The 17,636-nt window shown below is 72.9% G+C and carries 18 protein-coding genes; 9 read left to right on the top strand and 9 right to left on the bottom strand.

Annotated elements, in window-relative coordinates:
* Nucleotides 1–278 precede the first annotated feature (278 nt).
* From rpmH to J3P32_RS08330, 8 genes are all read left to right on the top strand, one after another.
* Nucleotides 279–416 carry a 50S ribosomal protein L34 gene (gene rpmH, locus J3P32_RS08365; protein ID WP_011758123.1) on the top strand — a complete coding sequence of 46 codons (138 nt, stop codon included), beginning with the start codon at nt 279–281 and terminating at the stop codon, nt 414–416.
* A gap of 25 nt (nt 417–441) precedes the next feature.
* Nucleotides 442–795 (top strand): ribonuclease P protein component, encoded by a 354-nt coding sequence (rnpA, locus tag J3P32_RS08360; protein ID WP_210439344.1) that lies wholly within the window; start codon nt 442–444, stop codon nt 793–795.
* On the top strand, nt 792–1,046 hold the full coding sequence (yidD, locus tag J3P32_RS08355; RefSeq protein WP_210439343.1) for a membrane protein insertion efficiency factor YidD: 255 nt from the start codon (nt 792–794) through the stop codon (nt 1,044–1,046). Before rnpA ends, yidD begins: the two co-directional genes overlap by 4 nt.
* The gene (gene yidC, locus J3P32_RS08350) at nt 1,047–2,024 is read left to right on the top strand and encodes a membrane protein insertase YidC (RefSeq protein ID WP_210439342.1); all 978 of its coding nucleotides are present in this window, start codon (nt 1,047–1,049) and stop codon (nt 2,022–2,024) included.
* A 66-nt stretch (nt 2,025–2,090) separates the two neighbouring features.
* The gene (locus tag J3P32_RS08345) at nt 2,091–2,645 is read left to right on the top strand and encodes a R3H domain-containing nucleic acid-binding protein (protein WP_307807806.1); all 555 of its coding nucleotides are present in this window, start codon (nt 2,091–2,093) and stop codon (nt 2,643–2,645) included.
* A gap of 50 nt (nt 2,646–2,695) precedes the next feature.
* Nucleotides 2,696–3,388, top strand: a complete 693-nt coding sequence (gene rsmG / locus J3P32_RS08340; protein ID WP_307807805.1) for a 16S rRNA (guanine(527)-N(7))-methyltransferase RsmG — start codon at nt 2,696–2,698, stop codon at nt 3,386–3,388.
* 130 nt (nt 3,389–3,518) lie between these two features.
* Nucleotides 3,519–4,553: a ParA family protein gene (locus J3P32_RS08335; protein WP_210439340.1), complete on the top strand. Its 1,035-nt coding sequence runs from the start codon at nt 3,519–3,521 to the stop codon at nt 4,551–4,553.
* Complete coding sequence (locus tag J3P32_RS08330) at nt 4,550–5,560, top strand: ParB/RepB/Spo0J family partition protein (protein WP_210439339.1); 1,011 nt, start codon at nt 4,550–4,552, stop codon at nt 5,558–5,560. The genes J3P32_RS08335 and J3P32_RS08330 overlap by 4 nt, the downstream gene beginning before the upstream one ends.
* A gap of 209 nt (nt 5,561–5,769) precedes the next feature.
* Here J3P32_RS08330 and J3P32_RS08325 read toward each other — a convergent pair whose 3' ends face one another.
* Nucleotides 5,770–6,552 (bottom strand): lysophospholipid acyltransferase family protein, encoded by a 783-nt coding sequence (locus J3P32_RS08325; protein WP_210439338.1) that lies wholly within the window; start codon nt 6,550–6,552, stop codon nt 5,770–5,772.
* A 46-nt stretch (nt 6,553–6,598) separates the two neighbouring features.
* Entirely contained in the window at nt 6,599–7,813 is a 1,215-nt protein-coding gene (locus J3P32_RS08320) for a pyridoxal phosphate-dependent aminotransferase (protein WP_210439337.1), read from the bottom strand.
* 42 nt (nt 7,814–7,855) lie between these two features.
* Here J3P32_RS08320 and J3P32_RS08315 point away from each other — a divergent pair, with 42 nt between their 5' ends.
* Nucleotides 7,856–8,500 (top strand): GNAT family N-acetyltransferase, encoded by a 645-nt coding sequence (locus J3P32_RS08315; RefSeq protein ID WP_210439336.1) that lies wholly within the window; start codon nt 7,856–7,858, stop codon nt 8,498–8,500.
* Nucleotides 8,501–8,527: 27 nt separating this feature from the next.
* Here J3P32_RS08315 and trxA read toward each other — a convergent pair whose 3' ends face one another.
* The 7 genes from trxA to J3P32_RS08280 form a co-directional block, all read right to left on the bottom strand.
* Entirely contained in the window at nt 8,528–8,851 is a 324-nt protein-coding gene (gene trxA, locus J3P32_RS08310; protein ID WP_056603764.1) for a thioredoxin, read from the bottom strand.
* A gap of 144 nt (nt 8,852–8,995) precedes the next feature.
* Nucleotides 8,996–10,024 (bottom strand): thioredoxin-disulfide reductase, encoded by a 1,029-nt coding sequence (gene trxB, locus J3P32_RS08305; RefSeq protein WP_210439335.1) that lies wholly within the window; start codon nt 10,022–10,024, stop codon nt 8,996–8,998.
* Between the two features lie 88 nt (nt 10,025–10,112).
* Complete coding sequence (locus tag J3P32_RS08300; protein WP_210439334.1) at nt 10,113–10,892, bottom strand: hypothetical protein; 780 nt, start codon at nt 10,890–10,892, stop codon at nt 10,113–10,115.
* Between the two features lie 97 nt (nt 10,893–10,989).
* Nucleotides 10,990–11,643, bottom strand: coding sequence for an RNA polymerase sigma factor SigM (gene sigM / locus J3P32_RS08295; RefSeq protein ID WP_210439333.1), 654 nt, complete (start codon nt 11,641–11,643; stop codon nt 10,990–10,992).
* Nucleotides 11,640–13,676, bottom strand: coding sequence for a protein kinase family protein (locus J3P32_RS08290; RefSeq protein ID WP_210439332.1), 2,037 nt, complete (start codon nt 13,674–13,676; stop codon nt 11,640–11,642). The genes sigM and J3P32_RS08290 overlap by 4 nt, the downstream gene beginning before the upstream one ends.
* 74 nt (nt 13,677–13,750) lie before the next feature.
* The gene (gene murJ / locus J3P32_RS08285) at nt 13,751–15,382 is read right to left on the bottom strand and encodes a murein biosynthesis integral membrane protein MurJ (protein ID WP_210439331.1); all 1,632 of its coding nucleotides are present in this window, start codon (nt 15,380–15,382) and stop codon (nt 13,751–13,753) included.
* Complete coding sequence (locus J3P32_RS08280) at nt 15,379–17,634, bottom strand: DUF6049 family protein (protein WP_210439330.1); 2,256 nt, start codon at nt 17,632–17,634, stop codon at nt 15,379–15,381. The genes murJ and J3P32_RS08280 overlap by 4 nt, the downstream gene beginning before the upstream one ends.
* Nucleotides 17,635–17,636 lie beyond the last annotated feature (2 nt).

The following is a 17,636-nucleotide window of genomic DNA, read 5'->3' as shown; positions in this document are numbered from 1 at the left end:
GATTTCCACAGACCTCGGAGAAGGGGAACGTAACAACCGGGTCCGCGCGCGGGCAAGACGTCATCCACAGGCCGGCGGGAGGCCGCCGTCGTGGGTTTGACCCTCTGTTTCCCGACCGCGTACCGTTGGCCGGTCGCTCCGTGTCGACGGGTGCCGCATGTCCACGATCCGCCACCTGGCGGCCGCGTGGGTGGGCGGTGCCGGCCGAAAGCCCTGACCCGGGCCGAGCACCGACTCGCGTGGAGTGGACATCCCTCGAAACCTTCGGAGAAATAGCCGTGAGCAAGCGTACCTACCAGCCGAACAACCGTCGCCGTCACAAGGTGCACGGCTTCCGCCTGCGCATGCGGACCCGTGCCGGCCGCGCGATCCTGTCGAGCCGTCGCCGCAAGGGCCGCAAGAGCCTGGCCGTCTGACGGCCCCGGGCTCACGGCGCCCGCCGTGCTCTCCGCCGTCAACCGCCTGACCGACAGCGACGGTTTCCGTCGCGCGGTCCGGAGCGGGCGTCGCTCGGGCTGCTCGACCGTGGTCGTCCACCTGTGGACCGACCCGGCCGCCGCGCCCGGCCCGGTGCGGGTGGGGTTCACGGTCAGCAAGGCCGTGGGCAACGCCGCCACCCGCAACCGTGTGAAGAGACGACTCCGGCACCTGACCCGGGAGCACCTCCCTGCACTGGAGGAGCTCCCGGGTCGTGCTGTGCTCGTGGTGCGGGCGCTCCCCGCCGCGGCGCAGGCCCCGTACGCCGCCCTCGGTACCGACCTGGCCCGTACCTTGGGCAGGGTGAGCGCCACATGAAGCACCTGCTCATCGGCCTGATCCGTGCGTGGCGCTTCGCCATCAGCCCGCTCTACGGCCAGGTGTGCCGCTACCACCCGAGCTGCTCGGCGTACGCCCTCGAGGCCGTCACGCAGCACGGGTCGGTGCGCGGTTCCTGGCTCACCGTACGTCGCCTGTGCCGGTGCCACCCCTGGGCCGCTGGCGGCTACGACCCCGTTCCCTCCCGTGCCGCCCAGGCCGCGGAGTCCCCTGCAACTCGAGGAGCATGAGTGCTCGACTTCTTCGGCGCGATCGGCAGCGCCATCATGACGCCGCTCTACTACGCGATCTCCTTCGTGCTGGTGGGCTTCCACAACGTGTTCGGCGGTCTCTTCGGCCCGACCTCCGGACTCGCGTGGGTGCTGTCGATCATCGGACTCACGCTCGTGGTGCGGGCGGCCCTGATCCCGCTGTTCGTCAAGCAGATCAAGTCCAGCCGGAACATGCAGCTGATCCAGCCCAAGGTCCGCGAGCTGCAGAAGAAGTACGGGCACGACCGGGAGCGTCTCGCGCAGGAGACGATGAAGCTGTACCGGGACTCCGGGACGAACCCGTTCGCCTCCTGCCTGCCGATCCTGCTGCAGATGCCGATCTTCCTCGCGCTGTTCCGCATCCTCGACCAGGCTGCGCGCAACCCCCAGGACAAGCGCGGCCTGATGACGCCCGAGCTGAACGAGCAGCTCCGCTCGGCGGTGTTCGCCGGCGGCAAGATCTCCGACACGTTCCTCAACGCCGACGGCGTCGAGGTCCGGGTGCTCGCCGCCGTCCTGGTGCTGGCCATGACCGCGACGACGTTCCTGACGCAGCGACAGCTGATGAGCAAGAACATGCCCGCCGACGCGCTCTCGGGTCCCTACGCCCAGCAGCAGAAGATGCTGCTCTACGTCCTGCCCATCGTCTTCGCGGTAGGCGGCATCGCCTTCCCCGTGGGCGTCCTCTTCTACTGGACGACCTCGAACCTGTGGACCATGGGCCAGCAGTTCTACGTCATCCGGAACAACCCCGCTCCGGGAACCCCGGCGGCCGATGCCAAGGAGGAGCGCGACCGTGCCAAGGCCGCGCGCAAGGGTCTGAAGACGCCGGCGCAGCTCGAGGAGGAGCGGCTCGCGGCCGAGGCGGAGGCGCGGCGCGAGGAGAAGGCGCAGATCCGTCAGCAGCCGCAGCGCCAGACGAAGGCACAGCGCACCAAGAGCAAGAAGAAGCGCTGACCCAGACATCCCGCGACGGCGCCCGCGTGGCTGCCGTCGTACCTGATCGAGAAGCAGGAGACACACGTGACTGAGCAGCTGACCGACGGCGAGTCCGTCGAGAGCACCGACGCCGATGCGTCCGCCTCCGAGGACGCCGCCACGGGCAAGGCCCGCCCGTCGAAGGTGGAGCGCCTCGAGCACGAGGGCGACATCGCCGCGGACTACCTCGAGGAGCTCCTCGACATCGCCGACCTGGACGGCGACCTCGACATGGACGTCGAGGGCGACCGGGCGAGCGTGCAGATCGGCGGCGCGGACCTGAGCCTCCTCGTGGGGCGCAACGGCGAGGTGCTCGAGGCGCTTCAGGAGCTCACGCGGCTCGCGGTGTACCGCGAGACCGGCGAGCGGTCGCGCCTGATGCTCGACATCAGTGGCCACCGGGCGCAGCAGCGCACCCGTCTCGTCGCCCTGGCGGAGACGTCGATCGCGCAGGTGAGGGAGACGGGCGAGGCGGTTTCCCTCGAGCCCATGAGCGCGTTCGAGCGGAAGGTGGTGCACGACGTCGTGGCCGCCGCCGGCCTGACCTCCGAGTCCGAGGGCGCGGAGCCGAGGCGCCACGTGGTGATCCTGCCCGCGTGAGCGAGGACGTTTCACGTGGAACACCCTCCGTGCCTCCCGAGGCGCGGAGGGTGTTCGCGTCCGACCGGCTCCCGCTCGCCGAGCGCTACACCGAGCTGCTGGCGACCGAGGGCGTCGTCCGTGGGCTGATCGGTCCCCGGGAGGCGCCGCGCCTCTGGGAGCGCCACGTCCTCAACTCGGCGGTGCTCAGCGACGCGGCTCCGGCCGAGGCATCCGTCTGTGACATCGGGACCGGCGCCGGCTTGCCAGGCGTGGTGCTGGCGATCGCCCGCCCCGACCTCGACGTGACGCTCGTCGAGCCCCTGCTGCGGCGGACGACGTTCCTCGACGAGGTGGTGGCCGAGCTCGAGCTGGCCCACGTCACCGTGGTCCGGGGACGGGCCGAGGACCTGCACGGGCGGGCGACGTTCGACGTGGTCACCTCGCGCGCCGTCGCCCCGCTCAAGCGTCTGCTCGGCTGGTCGATGCCGCTCGTGGCGCCGACGGGAGCCCTCGTGGCGATGAAGGGCCGGGGCGTGCGCGACGAGATCGCCGAGGCGCGCGCGTTCCTGAGCGAGTGGCGCTGTGGTGAGCCCGAGGTGTTCGAGGTCGGGGTCGGCGTGGTCGATCCCGCGACCACCGTGGTGCGGGTGCCCTGGGCGGACCCCGGCCGGATAGGTTGGCCCCTTCCGCGGACGGAGAAGAAGCGGTCCCCGCGGCGCTCGTCGCGCCGCGACCGCCGAGCGAGCCGAGAGGTGAGTTGAGTTGAGCGAGGGTCCTACCGAGGACGCCGGGTGGCGCGCCGTCGAGGGCGCGCCGTACCCGTTTTCCACCGGCTCAGACCGCCCGGCTGAGCGCGGCCGTCCACAGGACGTCGCGATTCATCCACAGGGCGTGGACAGCGACGTTTCACGTGAAACAGCATCCGATGCGTCCGGATCTGCCGGCCACGCCGGCGTTTCACGTGAAACCAACCCGCTGCGGCACGTACGCACGGCCGCGGAGATCGCGGCCCAGGACAGCGAGTTCACGGACCCCGGGACGCCGCTCGCCCAAGCCGCCCAGCACTCCGTGCTGGCCCGCTCCGGTGGGCTCCGGCGCCAGGGAGTGGAGCGCCCCGCGGCCACCCGGGTGCTCGTCGTCGCGAACCAGAAGGGTGGCGTCGGCAAGACGACGTCGACCGTGAACGTGGCAGCCGGTCTGGCGCAGCTCGGTCAGAAGGTCCTCGTGATCGACCTTGACCCACAGGGCAACGCCTCCACCGCGCTCGGCGTCGACCACCACCGCGGCGTCCCCTCGACGTACGACATGCTCGTGGAGGGCCGGCCCCTGGCCGAGGTGATGACCGAGTGTGCCGACCTCCCCGGCCTCTGGGTCGTCCCGGCCACCATCGACCTCGCGGGCGCCGAGATCGAGCTGGTGAGCGTCGTCGCGCGCGAGCAGCGCCTCGCCCGGGCGATCGCGGCGCACCCCTTGGTGGGGACGGCGGTCGAGGTGGGCGACGACCGGTTCGACTACGTCCTGGTGGACTGCCCGCCGTCGCTGGGCCTGCTGACGCTGAACGCCCTGGTCGCGGGACGAGAGATGTTCATCCCGATCCAAGCGGAGTACTACGCGCTGGAGGGCCTCGGCATGCTGCTCGAGACCGTCGAGATGGTGCGCCAGCACCTCAACCCGCGACTCACGATCTCGACGATCCTGCTGACCATGTACGACGCGCGCACGCGGCTCGCCGCGGGGGTCGCGGAGGAGGTCCGCGGGCACTTCGGCGACCAGGTGCTCAAGACCGCGGTGCCCCGCTCCGTGCGGGTCTCGGAGGCACCGTCGTACGGGCAGACCGTGATGACCTACGATCCGGCGTCGGCCGGAGCACTCTCCTACCTCGAGGCCGCCCGAGAGATCGCCAGCAAGGGAGCCCCACGCGCATGAACGCCACCCCGCCCCGTCGCGGCCTCGGACGCGGCCTCGGCTCGCTCATCCCGACCGCCCCGAGCAGCCCGGCGGACGGCGGGTCCGGCACCACCGCGACCGCGCCGCGGACAGGCACCACCGGCACCGGACCCGCCGCAGGCACGGCGTCCGCCCCGGCGCCGACCAGCCAGGCCGGGACGGCCGGCACCGTGGCGGGCGCCTACTTCGCCGAGCTGCCCATCGCGCAGGTGCGCCCGAACCACCGGCAGCCGCGACAGGTCTTTGAGGAGGAGGCCCTCGCCGAGCTGGTGCACTCGATCCGCGAGGTGGGCCTCCTGCAGCCCGTCGTGGTGCGCAGGACCGATGAGGACTCCTACGAGTTGATCATGGGGGAGCGGCGCTGGCGGGCGTCGCAGCAGGCAGGTCGCGACACGATCCCGGCGATCGTCCGGGAGACCGACGACGACGACATGCTGCGCGACGCGCTGCTGGAGAACCTGCACCGCTCGCAGCTCAACCCGCTCGAGGAGGCCGCGGCCTACGGCCAGCTGCTCGAGGACTTCGGGTGCACCCATGAGGAGCTGGCCCAGCGCATCGGCCGGTCGCGGCCCCAGATCTCCAACACGCTGCGCCTGCTCCGGCTCTCGCCCGCGGTCCAGCGCCGTGTTGCGGCGGGCGTGCTGTCTGCCGGTCACGCCCGCGCCCTGCTGTCGGTCGAGGACCCGGCTCTCCAGGACAAGCTCGCCGCCAGGGTCACGGCCGAAGGCATCTCCGTACGTGGGCTCGAAGAGATCGTGTCCCTCGGTGTGGAGGAGGAAGCTGCTCCGCGCGTGATGCGGCGCAAGCCCGTCGCCCCCGGCCTCAGCGAGCTCGCCGACCGGCTCTCGGACCGCCTCGAGACGCGCGTCAAGGTCGACCTCGGCAAGGCCAAGGGGAAGATCACCGTCGAGTTCGCCAGCCTGGACGACCTCCGCCGCATCGTCGACATCATGGACCCGCGCAACCGCGACGACCGCCCGATCTAAGGCTCGTCGCCCGCGCGCCCGGCGTACGGGCCCTCTCAAATCCCCCGCTTAAGCGGGGGATTGTGAACTTTGAGGGGTCTGCATGCCTCTAGAAGTTTCGAATCCCCCGCTTAAGCGGGGGTTCAGGGGGGACGACTACGCGCGCGGTAATGTCGACAAACAAACAAAGGGACAAAGCGCCGAAGAGACACGTCGACCTGTCGACGGATCTACTTGCCGCCTTGTCGCTTCGCCGCCGCCCGCTCCGCCCGCCTGCGGGCCCGTGCACGCATCTCCTCGGCGTCGAGGCGGGCCGCCTCCTCGAGCGTCGGGGCGGAGCCGCCCATCGACGCGGGCACCCACCAGGAGCCGGGGGGCTGCTCATCGGCGGGGTACTCCCGGACCGCCTCGCCGAGCAGCTGCGACATGCGGGCGTGCAGGGTGGCCGTCTCCGCGACGGGGTCCGCGCCGGTGGGGTGGAGCGGCTCGCCGACCTTGATCACGATCGACCTGCCCCGGGAAAAGTCACGCGGGCGGTCCTTCGTCATCATCCGCTGGGTGCCCCACAGGATGACCGGGACGACGGGTACGCCGGCCGTCGCGGCGATGCGGACCGCCCCGGTCTTGAACTCCTTGAGCTCCATCGCGCGCGAGATGGTCGCCTCGGGGAAGATGCCGACCGCCTCGCCCTCGCGGAGGCGGTCGACCGCGGTGCGGAAGCTCGCGACGCCGTCGTCCCGGTCGACGTCGATGTGGTGCATCGAGCGCATGACCGGTCCGGCCACCGGGTGGTCGAAGACCTCACGCTTGGCCATGAAGCGCACCAGCCGGCCCGACGGGTTCGCCGCGAGCCCGCCGTAGATGAAGTCGACGTAGCTGACGTGGTTGCAGGCCAGCAGCACGCCGCCCTCCCGCGGCACGTGCTCGGTGCCGCTGAGGTGGATGCGCTGGCCCAGCGCCCGGAACGCCGCCTTGGCGGTGACGATGATGGCCGGGTAGGTCACGTCGCGCATGACGAGAGCCTAGGGTCGCGCCCTGACCGCCCGCGAACCGAGGTCGTCAGCGACGCGTGGCCAGGAAGTCGGCGATCCGTCCGATCGCCTCCTCCAGGACGCTCGCCTCGGGCAGGGTCACCAGCCGGAGGTGGTCGGGGGCCGGCCAGTTGAAGCCGGTGCCGTGGGTGACGAGGATCTTCTTGGCCCGGAGCAGGTCGATGACGAGTGCCTGGTCGTCGTCGATCGCGTAGACCTCCGGGTTGAGCCGGGGGAAGCAGTACAGAGCGCCGCGCGGCTTGACGTTCGTGACGCCGGGGATCTCGTTGAGCAGGCGGTGCGCGAGCATCGACTGCTCGTAGAAGCGTCCGCCGGGTCCGACGAGCTCCTCGATCGACTGGTAGCCGCCCAGCGCGGTCTGGATGGCGTGCTGAGCCGGCACGTTCGCGCACATGCGCATGTTGGCGATGAGCGTGAGGCCCTCGAGGAAGTCCGTGGCGATCTCCTTGGGGCCCGACACCATGACCCAGCCGGCGCGGTAGCCGCACACGCGGTAGGCCTTGGAGAGGCCCGAGAACGTCAGGCACAGCACGTCGTTGCCGCCGTAGGTCGCCGCGTGGTGGTGCTGGGCGTCCTCGAACAGGATCTTCTCGTAGATCTCGTCGGACATCACGACGAGCTGGTGGCGACGCGCGATGTCGACCAGCCCCTTCACGGTCTCCTCGCTGTAGACCGCGCCCGTGGGGTTGTTGGGGTTGATGATGACGATGGCGTGGGTGTTCTCGGTGATCTTGGACTCGATGTCGGCGAGGTCGGGGTTCCAGCCGTCCTCCTCGTCGCACCGGTAGTGCACCGGCACCCCGCCCGCGAGCGTCACCGCGCCGGTCCACAGCGGGTAGTCCGGTGCCGGCACCAGGATCTCGTTCCCGTCGTCGACGAACGCCTGGAGCACCATCGAGATCAGCTCGGAGACGCCGTTGCCGATGTAGACGTCCTCGACGCCCACGTCGCGCAGTCCTCGCGACTGGTAGTAGTGCATCACCGCGGTGCGGGCCGACCAGATGCCCTGGCTGTCGGCGTACCCCTGGGACTGCGGCAGGTGGTGCACCATGTCGGCGACGATCTGCTCGGGGGCGTCGAAGCCGAACGGAGCGGTGTTGCCGATGTTGAGCTTGAGGATGCGGTGGCCCTCGGCCTCGAGGCGCTGCGCCTCGACGAGGATCGGCCCGCGCACGTCGTAGCGGACACCTTGCAGCTTCTTGCTCTGTCGGATCGGGCGCACGCTGCATCCTCTCAGGCGCCCACCGGGGCTAGCATCGACTGCGTGTCCCGCAAGACCGCAGCGCTGACGGTCGACCACCTCGTCGACCTGGGTGACCCGGTGCGCTCCTGCCTGTTCTGGGAGCTTCCACCGGTGGAGCGTGCCCGCCTCGACGAGCAGGAACGGGCCGCGGCGAAGCAGGAGTGGCTGGCGGGCACGCTGCGCGACTGGGGCTCCTGTGGGCGGGTCGTCCGCGTCGACGGCCGCACCGTGGGGCTGATCGTGTACGCCCCCGCGGCGCTGCTGCCCGGGGCCGCGGCGCTCCCCACCGCGCCGGGCTCGCCCGACGCCGTGCTCGCGGCGACGGCCTGGATCGAGCCGCGGCACCGCCGCGGCGGGTTGGGGCGGCTGCTCGTGCAGTCGATGGCGGCCGACCTCGTCGAGCGCAGGCACACGGCGATCGAGGCGTACGGCGACACGCGGGGCCGACCGAACGGCTGCGTGCTCCCCGCGGAGTTCCTCGGCAGCGTCGGCTTCGCGACCCAGCGGGCGCACCCGACGACCCCGCGGATGCGGATGGAGCTCCGCACCACGCTGAGCTGGAAGGACGAGGTCGAGCTGGCTCTCGAGCGGGTGTGGGGCGTCGTGCGCCCCACGCAGAAGGCGACCCGCCCGATCGGATCGGTGCGGGTCGCCTCTCGCGACTGACGAGCGTGCTCGTCGACTGCGCGTCGCTCAGATGATGCCCTCGAGCTCCTTGAGGAGCGCGGCCTTGGGCTTGGCGCCGACGATCGACTTCACGACCTCGCCGCCCTGGTAGACGTTGATGGTGGGGATGCCGGTGACACGGTAGGACGACGGCGTCACCGGGTTCTCGTCGACGTTCATCTTGAGGAAGGTGAGCTTCTCACCGTGCTCGGCGTTGAGCTCGTCGAGGATGGGGGCGACCTGGCGGCACGGGCCGCACCACTCGGCCCAGAAGTCCACCAGGACGGGCTTGTCGGACTTGAGGACCTGCGCCTCGAACTCGGCGTCGGTCACGGCGGCGATGTTGGCCACGGCGGTTGCCCCTTTCGTGGGTCTCTTCGATGGTCCGGGTCGTTGAACGGTCTCCAACGACCGACGTCTGGGTCAACACCGGGCTCGCGACGGTTGTTCCCGTCCGGCACCCGGCGCGGCCGTCCGTCGGCGGCCGGCCCGCGCTCAGGCGCGGGCGGTCTCCACCTGCTCCTCGATCAGCGCGACGGTGGCCGCCGCGTCGCCGGCGGTGGACGCCTCGTGGTCGAGGGCGGCGATGAATCGCTCGGCGTCGAGGGCGGCGGCGCAGCCGGTGCCGGCCGCGGTGATGGCCTGGCGGTAGTGGTGGTCGACCAGGTCGCCGGCCGCGAACACGCCCGGCAGGTTGGTCTTGGTGGAGGGGTGGTCGACGAGCACGTAGCCGTCGTCGTCGAGGTCGACCTGGCCGGTCAGCAGCTCCGAGCGCGGGTCGTGGCCGATCGCGATGAACAGGCCGGTGACGTCGAGCCGGCGCTCCTCGCCGGTCCCGGTGTCGCGCAGCGTGACCGACTCGAGCTTGTCGGTGCCGTTGATCGAGGCGACCTCGGCGTTCCACACCATCTCGAGCTTGGGGTCGGCGAAGGCGCGCTCCTGCATGATCTTGGAGGCGCGCAGCTCGCCGCGGCGGTGCACGAGGTAGACCTTCGAGGCGAAGCGGGTCAGGAACGTCGCCTCCTCGACCGCGGAGTCGCCACCGCCGATGACGGCGATCGCCTGGTCGCGGAAGAAGAAGCCGTCACAGGTGGCACACCAGGAGACGCCGCGCCCCGAGAGCTCGTCCTCGCGCGGGAGCCCGAGCTTGCGGTAGCCAGATCCGGTCGCGAGGATCACCGACCGCGCGGTGTAGGTGTCGGTGGCGGTCCTGACGACCTTGAGGTCACCGGTGAGGTCCACCTCGACGACGTCGTCGGCGACCAGCTCGGCGCCGAAGCGCTCGGCCTGGGCGCGCATCTCGTCCATCAGCGCCGGACCCATGATGCCGTCGCGGAAGCCGGGGAAGTTCTCCACCTCGGTGGTGTTCATCAGCGCACCGCCGGCGGTCACCGACCCCTCGAACACGAGCGGCTCGAGGGAGGCGCGGGCCGCGTAGACGGCGGCGGTGTACCCCGAGGGCCCCGAGCCGATGATGATGACGTTGCGCGGCGTCGACTCGGTGGTGGCGGTGCTGGTGCTCATGAGCGGTCAGTGACTCCTGGGATCGGATGGGGCGTACGCCTGTCCAACCGATCGTAGGCGACCGTTGTTCCGCCGGTGGCGCGAGCGCTCAGGGCGCGGGCAGCGTCAGCGTGCGCACCGGGTCCGGGGTGCCGCACACGTAGACCTCGGCCCGCTGCGCCTCCGCGTCCGGGCGACGGAACACGACGACGCCGCGCTGCCCGTCGACCTCGGCCACGAGGCGACGACCCGGGCCGTGGCGAGGGCCGTCGCAGCCGCTGAGGGCCTCCAGGGTGGTGGCCGAGGAGCGGCGGGCGGCGCCGGGCCGCAGGGCGAGCAGCTGCTGGGCCAGCTCGGCGTCGGTCGAGGAGAGCGTCGGATAGCTCCCGGGTGCCGAGGGCGCGGAGCTCTTCAGGGACTCCGGCGCGAGCCCGGCGTCGGCCCCGGCGCCCTCCTCGGTGCGGGCGCCGCCGTTCCCGCCGCGGCCGTCGGCCAGCCCGGGGGAGGTGGAGTCCGCGGACGTGGCGCTCGAGCCGGCGCCGGCGTCGTCCCCGCCGTCCTGCGGCAGGATCTGGCCCACGGCGATGCCGGCGACCACGACCGCCGCAGCCGCGAGCACGCCTGCCGAGGCGAGGCGGCGGCGCCGGGACCCGAGGTCGACGACCCGCGGGGGCGTGTCGTGGGGCCTGTCGTGGCCCGGGGCGTGGCCCGGGGCGTGGGTCGGGGCGTCGGGTGCGGCGTCGGGCGTGGACCCCCGCTCGGCGACCAGGGTCTCGAGCGTCCGCTCGAGGCGCGCGACGACCTCGGGCGGGGGCGGCCCGTCGTGACGGGCGTCGGCGAGCAGGCGGCGTACGGCCTCCTGCTCGGGCGTCAGTCCGGCGTCGGTCATCGCGGGTCACCTCCTCGAGGGGTGGGTGCGGGGCGTGGGTGCCGGGTGCGGAGCGTGGGTGCGGGGCGTGGTGAGCGTGGTCGGGGCGCGGACGGGGTCAGGACGCGGGCGGCCCGCGCGGACGCACGGTGGGTTGGACGGGTCCGTCGGGCGGGGGGTTCCCGCCGGACTGGTCACCGGCTTCCTGCTGCAGGTCGGCGAGGAGCGCCGCGAGCTTGGTGCGCCCGCGCGAGCAGCGGGACTTCACGGTGCCCTCGGCGCACCCGAGCATCGCGGCGACCTCCGCGACGGGGTAGCCCTCCATGTCGACCAGCACCAGCGCGGCGCGCTGCTCGGCAGGCAGGGTCGCAAGCGCGGCGAGCACCCGCTGCCGGCGCTCGGTGTCCTCGGCGACGGCATCGGGCTGGTCGTCGCGCACGGCGCTCGCGACGACGGTGCCGCGGTCCTCGACGTCGTCGGGCAGCGCATCGAGGCGGCGGATCTTGGCGGCGCGGAGGCGGTCCAGGCAGGCGTTGACGACGACCCGGTGCAGCCACGTGGTCACGGCCGCCTCGCCACGGTACGACCCGGCCCGGCGGAACGCGGCGACCATGCCGTCCTGGAAGCCGTCGGCGGCGTCCTCCGGGTTGCCCATCGTGCGGAGGGCGACGGCCCACAACCGGTCGCGGTGCCGCGCGAAGAGCTCACCGAACGCCTCGGTGTCCCCGTCGACGTGGGCCTGCAGCAGTGCCTGGTCGGAGCGGTCGCTCACCCGAGCACCTGAACCTCGGTGATCGTGCCGCGGAAGCCGCCGTCCACCGGCGGGAGCAGCGTCAGCCAGACCGTCACGTACTGGCCGGACACCGCCTCGTCGAGGTCGATCGTGAGCTCGCCGGTGCCCGACGCCGTCCCGACGGGCGTGAGCTCGGAGACGCCGGTCGGCGCGTCTGAGGTGACGTACGCCGCCAGCGAGGTCTGCCCGCCCTCAGTCGACACGACCACGCGGCGCACCGCCCGGGTGGAGCCGAGGTCGACGACCAGGCCGACGCCGGTCTTCAGGCCGGCCGGGCCGAAGTTCTGCTCGTAGGTCGAGGTGGTCCACGAGGTCGCGGGGTCACCGTCGAGGACGTTGGGGACGGTCTCGGGGTTCTCCTGCCGGCCGTCGGTGCCCTGCGGGTCGAAGTCGTCGGCCACGAGGTCGGTGAGGGGGGTCGGCTCCACGGCCGTCGGGCTGGCCGTCGCCGTGGGGTCGTCGTCCGACCCGACGGTGGGCGGCTTGAGGCCGAGCTGGTACGCGGCGACGGCGGCAACCCCGACGAGCAGGCACGCCGCGACGATCAGCGCCAGGCGGATCCAGCTGCGCCCGGGCACCTGGTCGTTCGTGTCGTCGAGCCCCTGACCGGTGCCCCACCGGTCGTCGGACCACGAGCCGGTGCCCCACGAACCCGAGGCCCACGAGCCGGTGTCGCGGCCCACCGCTCCGGTGCCGGAGTCGGGGCCGGCGTCCCGGCCGGAGTCCTGGGAGGCGTCCCACGGCCAGTAGTCGGGGGCCGACGGCGCGCGGCTGCCCGGGCGCGGCCGGCGGACGGGCTGGCCCTCGGGCGGGTCGGGGGCGAAGAGCGGCTTCGGATCGGGGTCGGTGAGCGGTGGAGGGGGCGTGGGCTTCTCGGTGCGGGCGCGCAGCCAGTCGACCTCGTCGTCCTCGTGGAAGACCGGCATGCCCGCCTCCGTGGGCAGGTCCGTGCTGGAGGGCGGCGCCGTCGACGCGGCCGCAGGACCGGGGTCCTGCGGTGCCGCGACCTCCGCCTGGCCCGCCGGGTCCTCGTGCTCGGGCTCTGCGGGCTCTGCGGGCTCTGCGGGCTCTGCTGGCTCCGCGGGCTCTGCGGGCTCTGCGGGCTCCGCGGCCTCCGGGCGGCCGGCCCGGGCTGCCGGGTCGTCGACGGGCACGACCGGCACCGCGGCGGTGGGGACCGACGACGGATCGACCGGCGGGAAGGCCCGAGTGGCAGGTGCGTGCCCGCCGGGGACCGTGACGAGCGTCCCGGTCGTCTCGCCGACGTAGTCGCGGAGCAGGTCGCGGACGGTCTGGGCCGACGGGCGGGTGGTCGCGGGGCCCTGCCGGGGGTTCAGCACCTGGTCGCACAGCGCGTCGAGGGTGCGCGGGATCCCGGCGCGCACCTGGCGCGGACGCAGCACCTCGCCGTGCACCTCCGGCGCCGGGGGCACCGCGGAGCGTGACACACCGGCCCACCTGCCGGTGAGCGAGCAGTAGAGCAGGCCGACGAGGTCGATCTCGTCGACGTTGAGCCGGCCGGGGGTCAGTCCGCGCAGGGCCGCCTCGACCCCGAAGCCGATGATCCGGACGTGCCCGTTCTGGTCGACGAGCACGTTCTCCGGCGCGAGGTGCCCGTGCGCGAGACCGGCGGCGTGCGCCACCGCGAGGCTGTCGGCCACCTCCGCGACCAGCCACGCGGCCCGCCGGGGGGCCAGCGGGCCCTCGCGGGTGAGCAGCGCGTCGAGCGAGTCGCCCTGCCCCCACTCGTTGACGACGTAGCAGAGCCCGCCCGCGGCCTCGGCGTCGAGCACTCGCAGCAGGCGCCGGTCGATGACGGGCCCGGTGCGCCGGGCGGCGTCGAGGACCGGCTGCGCGCGCTCGTCGTCGGCCGGGATCACGTGGACGGAGACCGGACGGTGCAGCACCAGGTCGTGGGCCCGCCAGAACCGGCAGGACCCGTTCTCGGAGAGGAGGTCGTCGAGCCGGTAGCGCTCCGCGAGCACGTCACCGGCCTGCGTCGACGTGGGCACCGCTCACCTCCCGTCCGCGTCCGGCCGGTCGGTCCCGACCCGCCTCACCGTTGTTGCGGCCACTCTAGGCAGATTCACCGGCGCCGCAGCCGTGCCGCGACGGTGTCGACCAGCCCCATCACCTCGCGCACCCGCAGCAGGCGGGCGCCGACGAGCACGACGAGCAGCCCGGCCCCGGCGCTCGCGCCGCCGCGGAGCAGGGCGACGACCGGTCCGGGGTGCTCGCCGAGGCCGGCCAGGCCGCGCTCGACCAGCCAGGCGGTCGTGCCCGCCGCGGCGAGCACCACCGCCATCCGGACCAGGAACCGGACCAGCTGCGGCGCCTCGAGCCCGCCCACGGTGCGCTGGAGCAGGGCGAAGCTCGCGACCGCTCCCACGGCGTACGACGCGAGATAGGCGACCACGAGCATCGGGGCGGTCTCCTCCGGCGGCCGCGAGGGCACCAGCGCCGTGGCCACCAGCACGTTGGTGAGCGACACCGCGACCTGGATGAGGAACACCAGCCGGGTCATCTCCATGGCGTAGAAGCCGCGGAGCATGAAGTAGTGGACGGTGAAGAGGACCAGCGCCGGGCCGAAGAGCGCCAGGGTCGGGGCGAAGGTGGCTGCCGTGTCGGGGTCGGACCACCCGAAGGCGAAGCCGGCGACGTCCTCGGCGACCACGGGCAGCAGCACGGCGAACGGCAGCACCAGCGCGAGCGCCGTCCGCAGCGTCGAGCCGACGGTGCTCCCGAGGTCGGCGAGCCGGCCCTCGTGGGCGAAGCCCGAGATCCGCGGGAGGATCGCGGTCGCCAGCGAGACTGTGACGATCGAGTGCGGGACCATCATGATCAGCAGGCTGCTGGAGTAGACCGTGTAGCCGGTGCCGCCCGCCACGGCGCCGCCGGAGGCGAGGCGCACGACGACGAGGTACGCCGCCTGGGTGACGACGACGAAGAGCACGGTCCACATCCCGAGCGACAGCGTCCTGCGCAGCTCGGGGTCGCGGAAGTCGAAGCGGGGGCGGTAGGTGAAGCCCGAGGCGCGCAGGTAGGGCACCAGCACCAGGCACTGCGCGACGATCCCGACCGTTGAGCCGAGGCCGAGGAGGACCTCCTGGCCGGTGTCGAACGCCTGGTCGCGCAGCGGTCCCTCGCCGACGGGACCCCAGACGAGGAGGTAGGTGAGCAGCATGGCGACCGCGATGAGGTTGTTGGCGATCGGTGCCCACATCATCGGTCCGAAGCGTCCGCGCGCGTTGAGCACCTGGCCGACCAGGACGTACATGCCGTAGAAGAACACCTGGGGCAGGCACCACCGCGTCAGGTCCACGATCGACTCGAGGTGGGCGGCCCGGTCGGGCTCGAGGAAGCGACCGTCGAGGTAGACCCGCAGCAACAGCGGTGCGAGCACGACCAGGAGGACCGTGACGGTGCCGAGGAACAGCGCCGACAAGGTGATGACCCGGCTGGCGTAGGCGTCGCCGCCGTCGGGGTCGTCGGTGATGCGTCGCACCAGCTGCGGCACCAGGACGGCGTTGAAGATGCCGCCGGCCAGCAGGATGTAGACCATGTTGGGCAGCGTGTTGGCGATCGTGAAGAGGTCCGCGCGCAGCACGCCACCGAGCGCGGCGACGAGCAGGGCGCTGCGGATGAAGCCCGACGCGCGCGAGAACACCGTGCCGGCGGCCATCACGGCCGAGGAGGCGAGGATCCGCTGGTCGCTCATGGGCGTCCGGAGAGCGGGGTCGTGGGGCCCGGGGGGTGCTCGGCGGCCGGCTCGGCGCGACCGGGGGGCTCCTGCGCACCCGCCAGTGGCTCGGCCGCCGCGAGCTCGGCGCGCCGGGCCCGGATCTGCCCGGGCAGCCGGTAGCCGATCATCCCGAACAGCACGAGCGCGCCGACGCCCATCAGGATCCAGATGACCGCGCTGACGCGGGCCGCGCGGATGGGGAGCTGGTCCGACGAGCCGAGCGGTACGCCGTCGACGCTGAGCACGCTCAGCCGGACGTTGTGGACCCCGGGCTGGCGGGTGGTGGCCACGAAGCGCAGCGAGCTGCGGGCCCGGGGCCCCAGCTCGCGCACGCCGCCGCCGGTGAGCGTGACCTCGCCGTCCGTCCGGGCCTCGATGCGCACCTCGACCGGCTGGTCGAGGCCGTTGACGACGGTGGCGCCGAGCGGTCCGGAGTCGCTGGACAGCGTGACGGCCGCCGGCGCCTCGATGTCGATCTTGCCGAGGTCCTCGCGCATCGCGTCCTCCACGCGCTCCGCCGCCGCACGGGCCAGACCGGGCTGGGCGCGGTGCTGCTCGGAGAGGGTCACCAGCACCTCGTCGCGCACCTGGGCCTCCACCCGGGTCACCAGGGCCAGGACCTGCTCCAGCAGGGTGGCGGCCTGCGTGGCGCGGCTGGCGGCGGTGAAGCTCGCGGCGTCGAGCTCGGCGGCGAGGTCCTCGTCGGTGTAGGCGAGGCTCGAGGCCGGCACGCCGAAGGCCTGCCGGGACGTGACGTCGGCGACCGGCACGACCTCGAGCCACGACTGCTCCAGATCGTCGAAGAAGCTCTGCGCGTCCTCGCCGCGCCACACCGTCGGCAGCGTGACCACCAGTGGCGCAGTGTCGTCGCCGTTCAGCCGCAGGGCCGCCTCGCTGAGCAGCCGCTGCCGCAGGGCGAGCGGGTCGTTCGCGGCCGTGGGTCCGGGGCCTCCCGCCTCGGCGCCGGTGCTCGTCACCAGCACCTTGTGGCCGAGGACGCGGACCATCGAGGTGGGGCTGGCGGGTGGGACGGCGAACGCGTTGTCGCCCACCAGGACCTGCGTGCCGGCCGGCACCTGCGCGAGGGCCTCGGGGCTGAGCACGTCGCTGGTCGGCGCCACCACCGGCTGCGACGGCAGCGAGAGGGCCGCCATCACCTCCGCGCCGCGGGCCACGGCCTGGTCGAGGCGGGTGCGGTCGTGGCGGACGGCCGCCGACACGTCGATGTCGCCGTAGGGCAGGGTCAGCACGGGCGTGGCGCCGACCAGGTCCTGGAAGCGGGCCAGCCATGCCCCGGCGGCGACGGCGAGGGCGGCCTGGTCCTCGGTCGGCTCCTCGCTGGGCTGCGACTCGGTCGGGGTGAGCGTCTCGAGGGACTCCGGGTCCTGCGTGTCGTCGCTCGGTGACTCGCTCGGCGTCGGCTGCTGGTCCGGCACGCTCGGGTCCGGGCCCAGGCTTCGGGGGACGTTCCCGTGCGAGAGCCGCGCGACCGCCAGCAGCACCGCCGGGTCGACGAGCCAGCTGTACGGCGTCGACCCGGCGGAGTCGGCCATGTCGAGCACCCCGTCGAGGCTGCCGCCCTCGGCGAGTCGGCGGGCCCAGCGCTCGGTGCCCGCGACGGCGCCGTCCTCGTCGAACCAGACGCGGCCGCGGATCGGGAGCACCACCGACACCTCCTGGGTGTCGCGGCCGGTCGGGCGCATCGGGATGAACGTGCGGGCGCGACCGTCGGCCACGCCGTCACGCGGGACCGAGCTGTCGCCCAGGGCGTGGATGCCGATCCAGTAGACGCCCGGCTGGCCGGAGGTCTCGAGCAGCTCGACGGGCACGGTGTCGGAGAACGTGGCGCTCTGCCCGGGCGCGAGCTCGTCCACGGTGTCGAACGTGCCCGGGACCGTCACCCGCTGGCCGACGTACTCGGCCGGGTCGATGGTCGCCGAGACGCCGAGCGTGGCGGAGTCGAGGATCGGCGTCTGGGAGGAGAACGCGTGCAGGTTGATCCGGGTGAAGGTCTCGTCGCTGACGTTGGTGACCGTGCCCGTGATCTCGACGTCGCCCGAGCGCGGCAGCTCGGGGCTGATGGCGTCGAGGTGCACCACGAGCGGGTCGGCGTCCTTGGCCTCGGCGGGTGCCGGGGCGCCGGCGGCCGGCGCCGCGAGGCCCGCGGCCGCGACCGCGGAGGTCAGGAGCCCCGCCAGGGCAGCACGGAACACGGACGGGCGGGGCACGC

Source organism: Nocardioides xinjiangensis (assembly GCF_017916385.1).
Lineage (GTDB): Bacteria > Actinomycetota > Actinomycetes > Propionibacteriales > Nocardioidaceae > Nocardioides > Nocardioides xinjiangensis.
The sequence above is the reverse complement of the archived record's forward strand: the minus strand, read 5'-3'. Positions and strand labels throughout refer to the sequence as shown.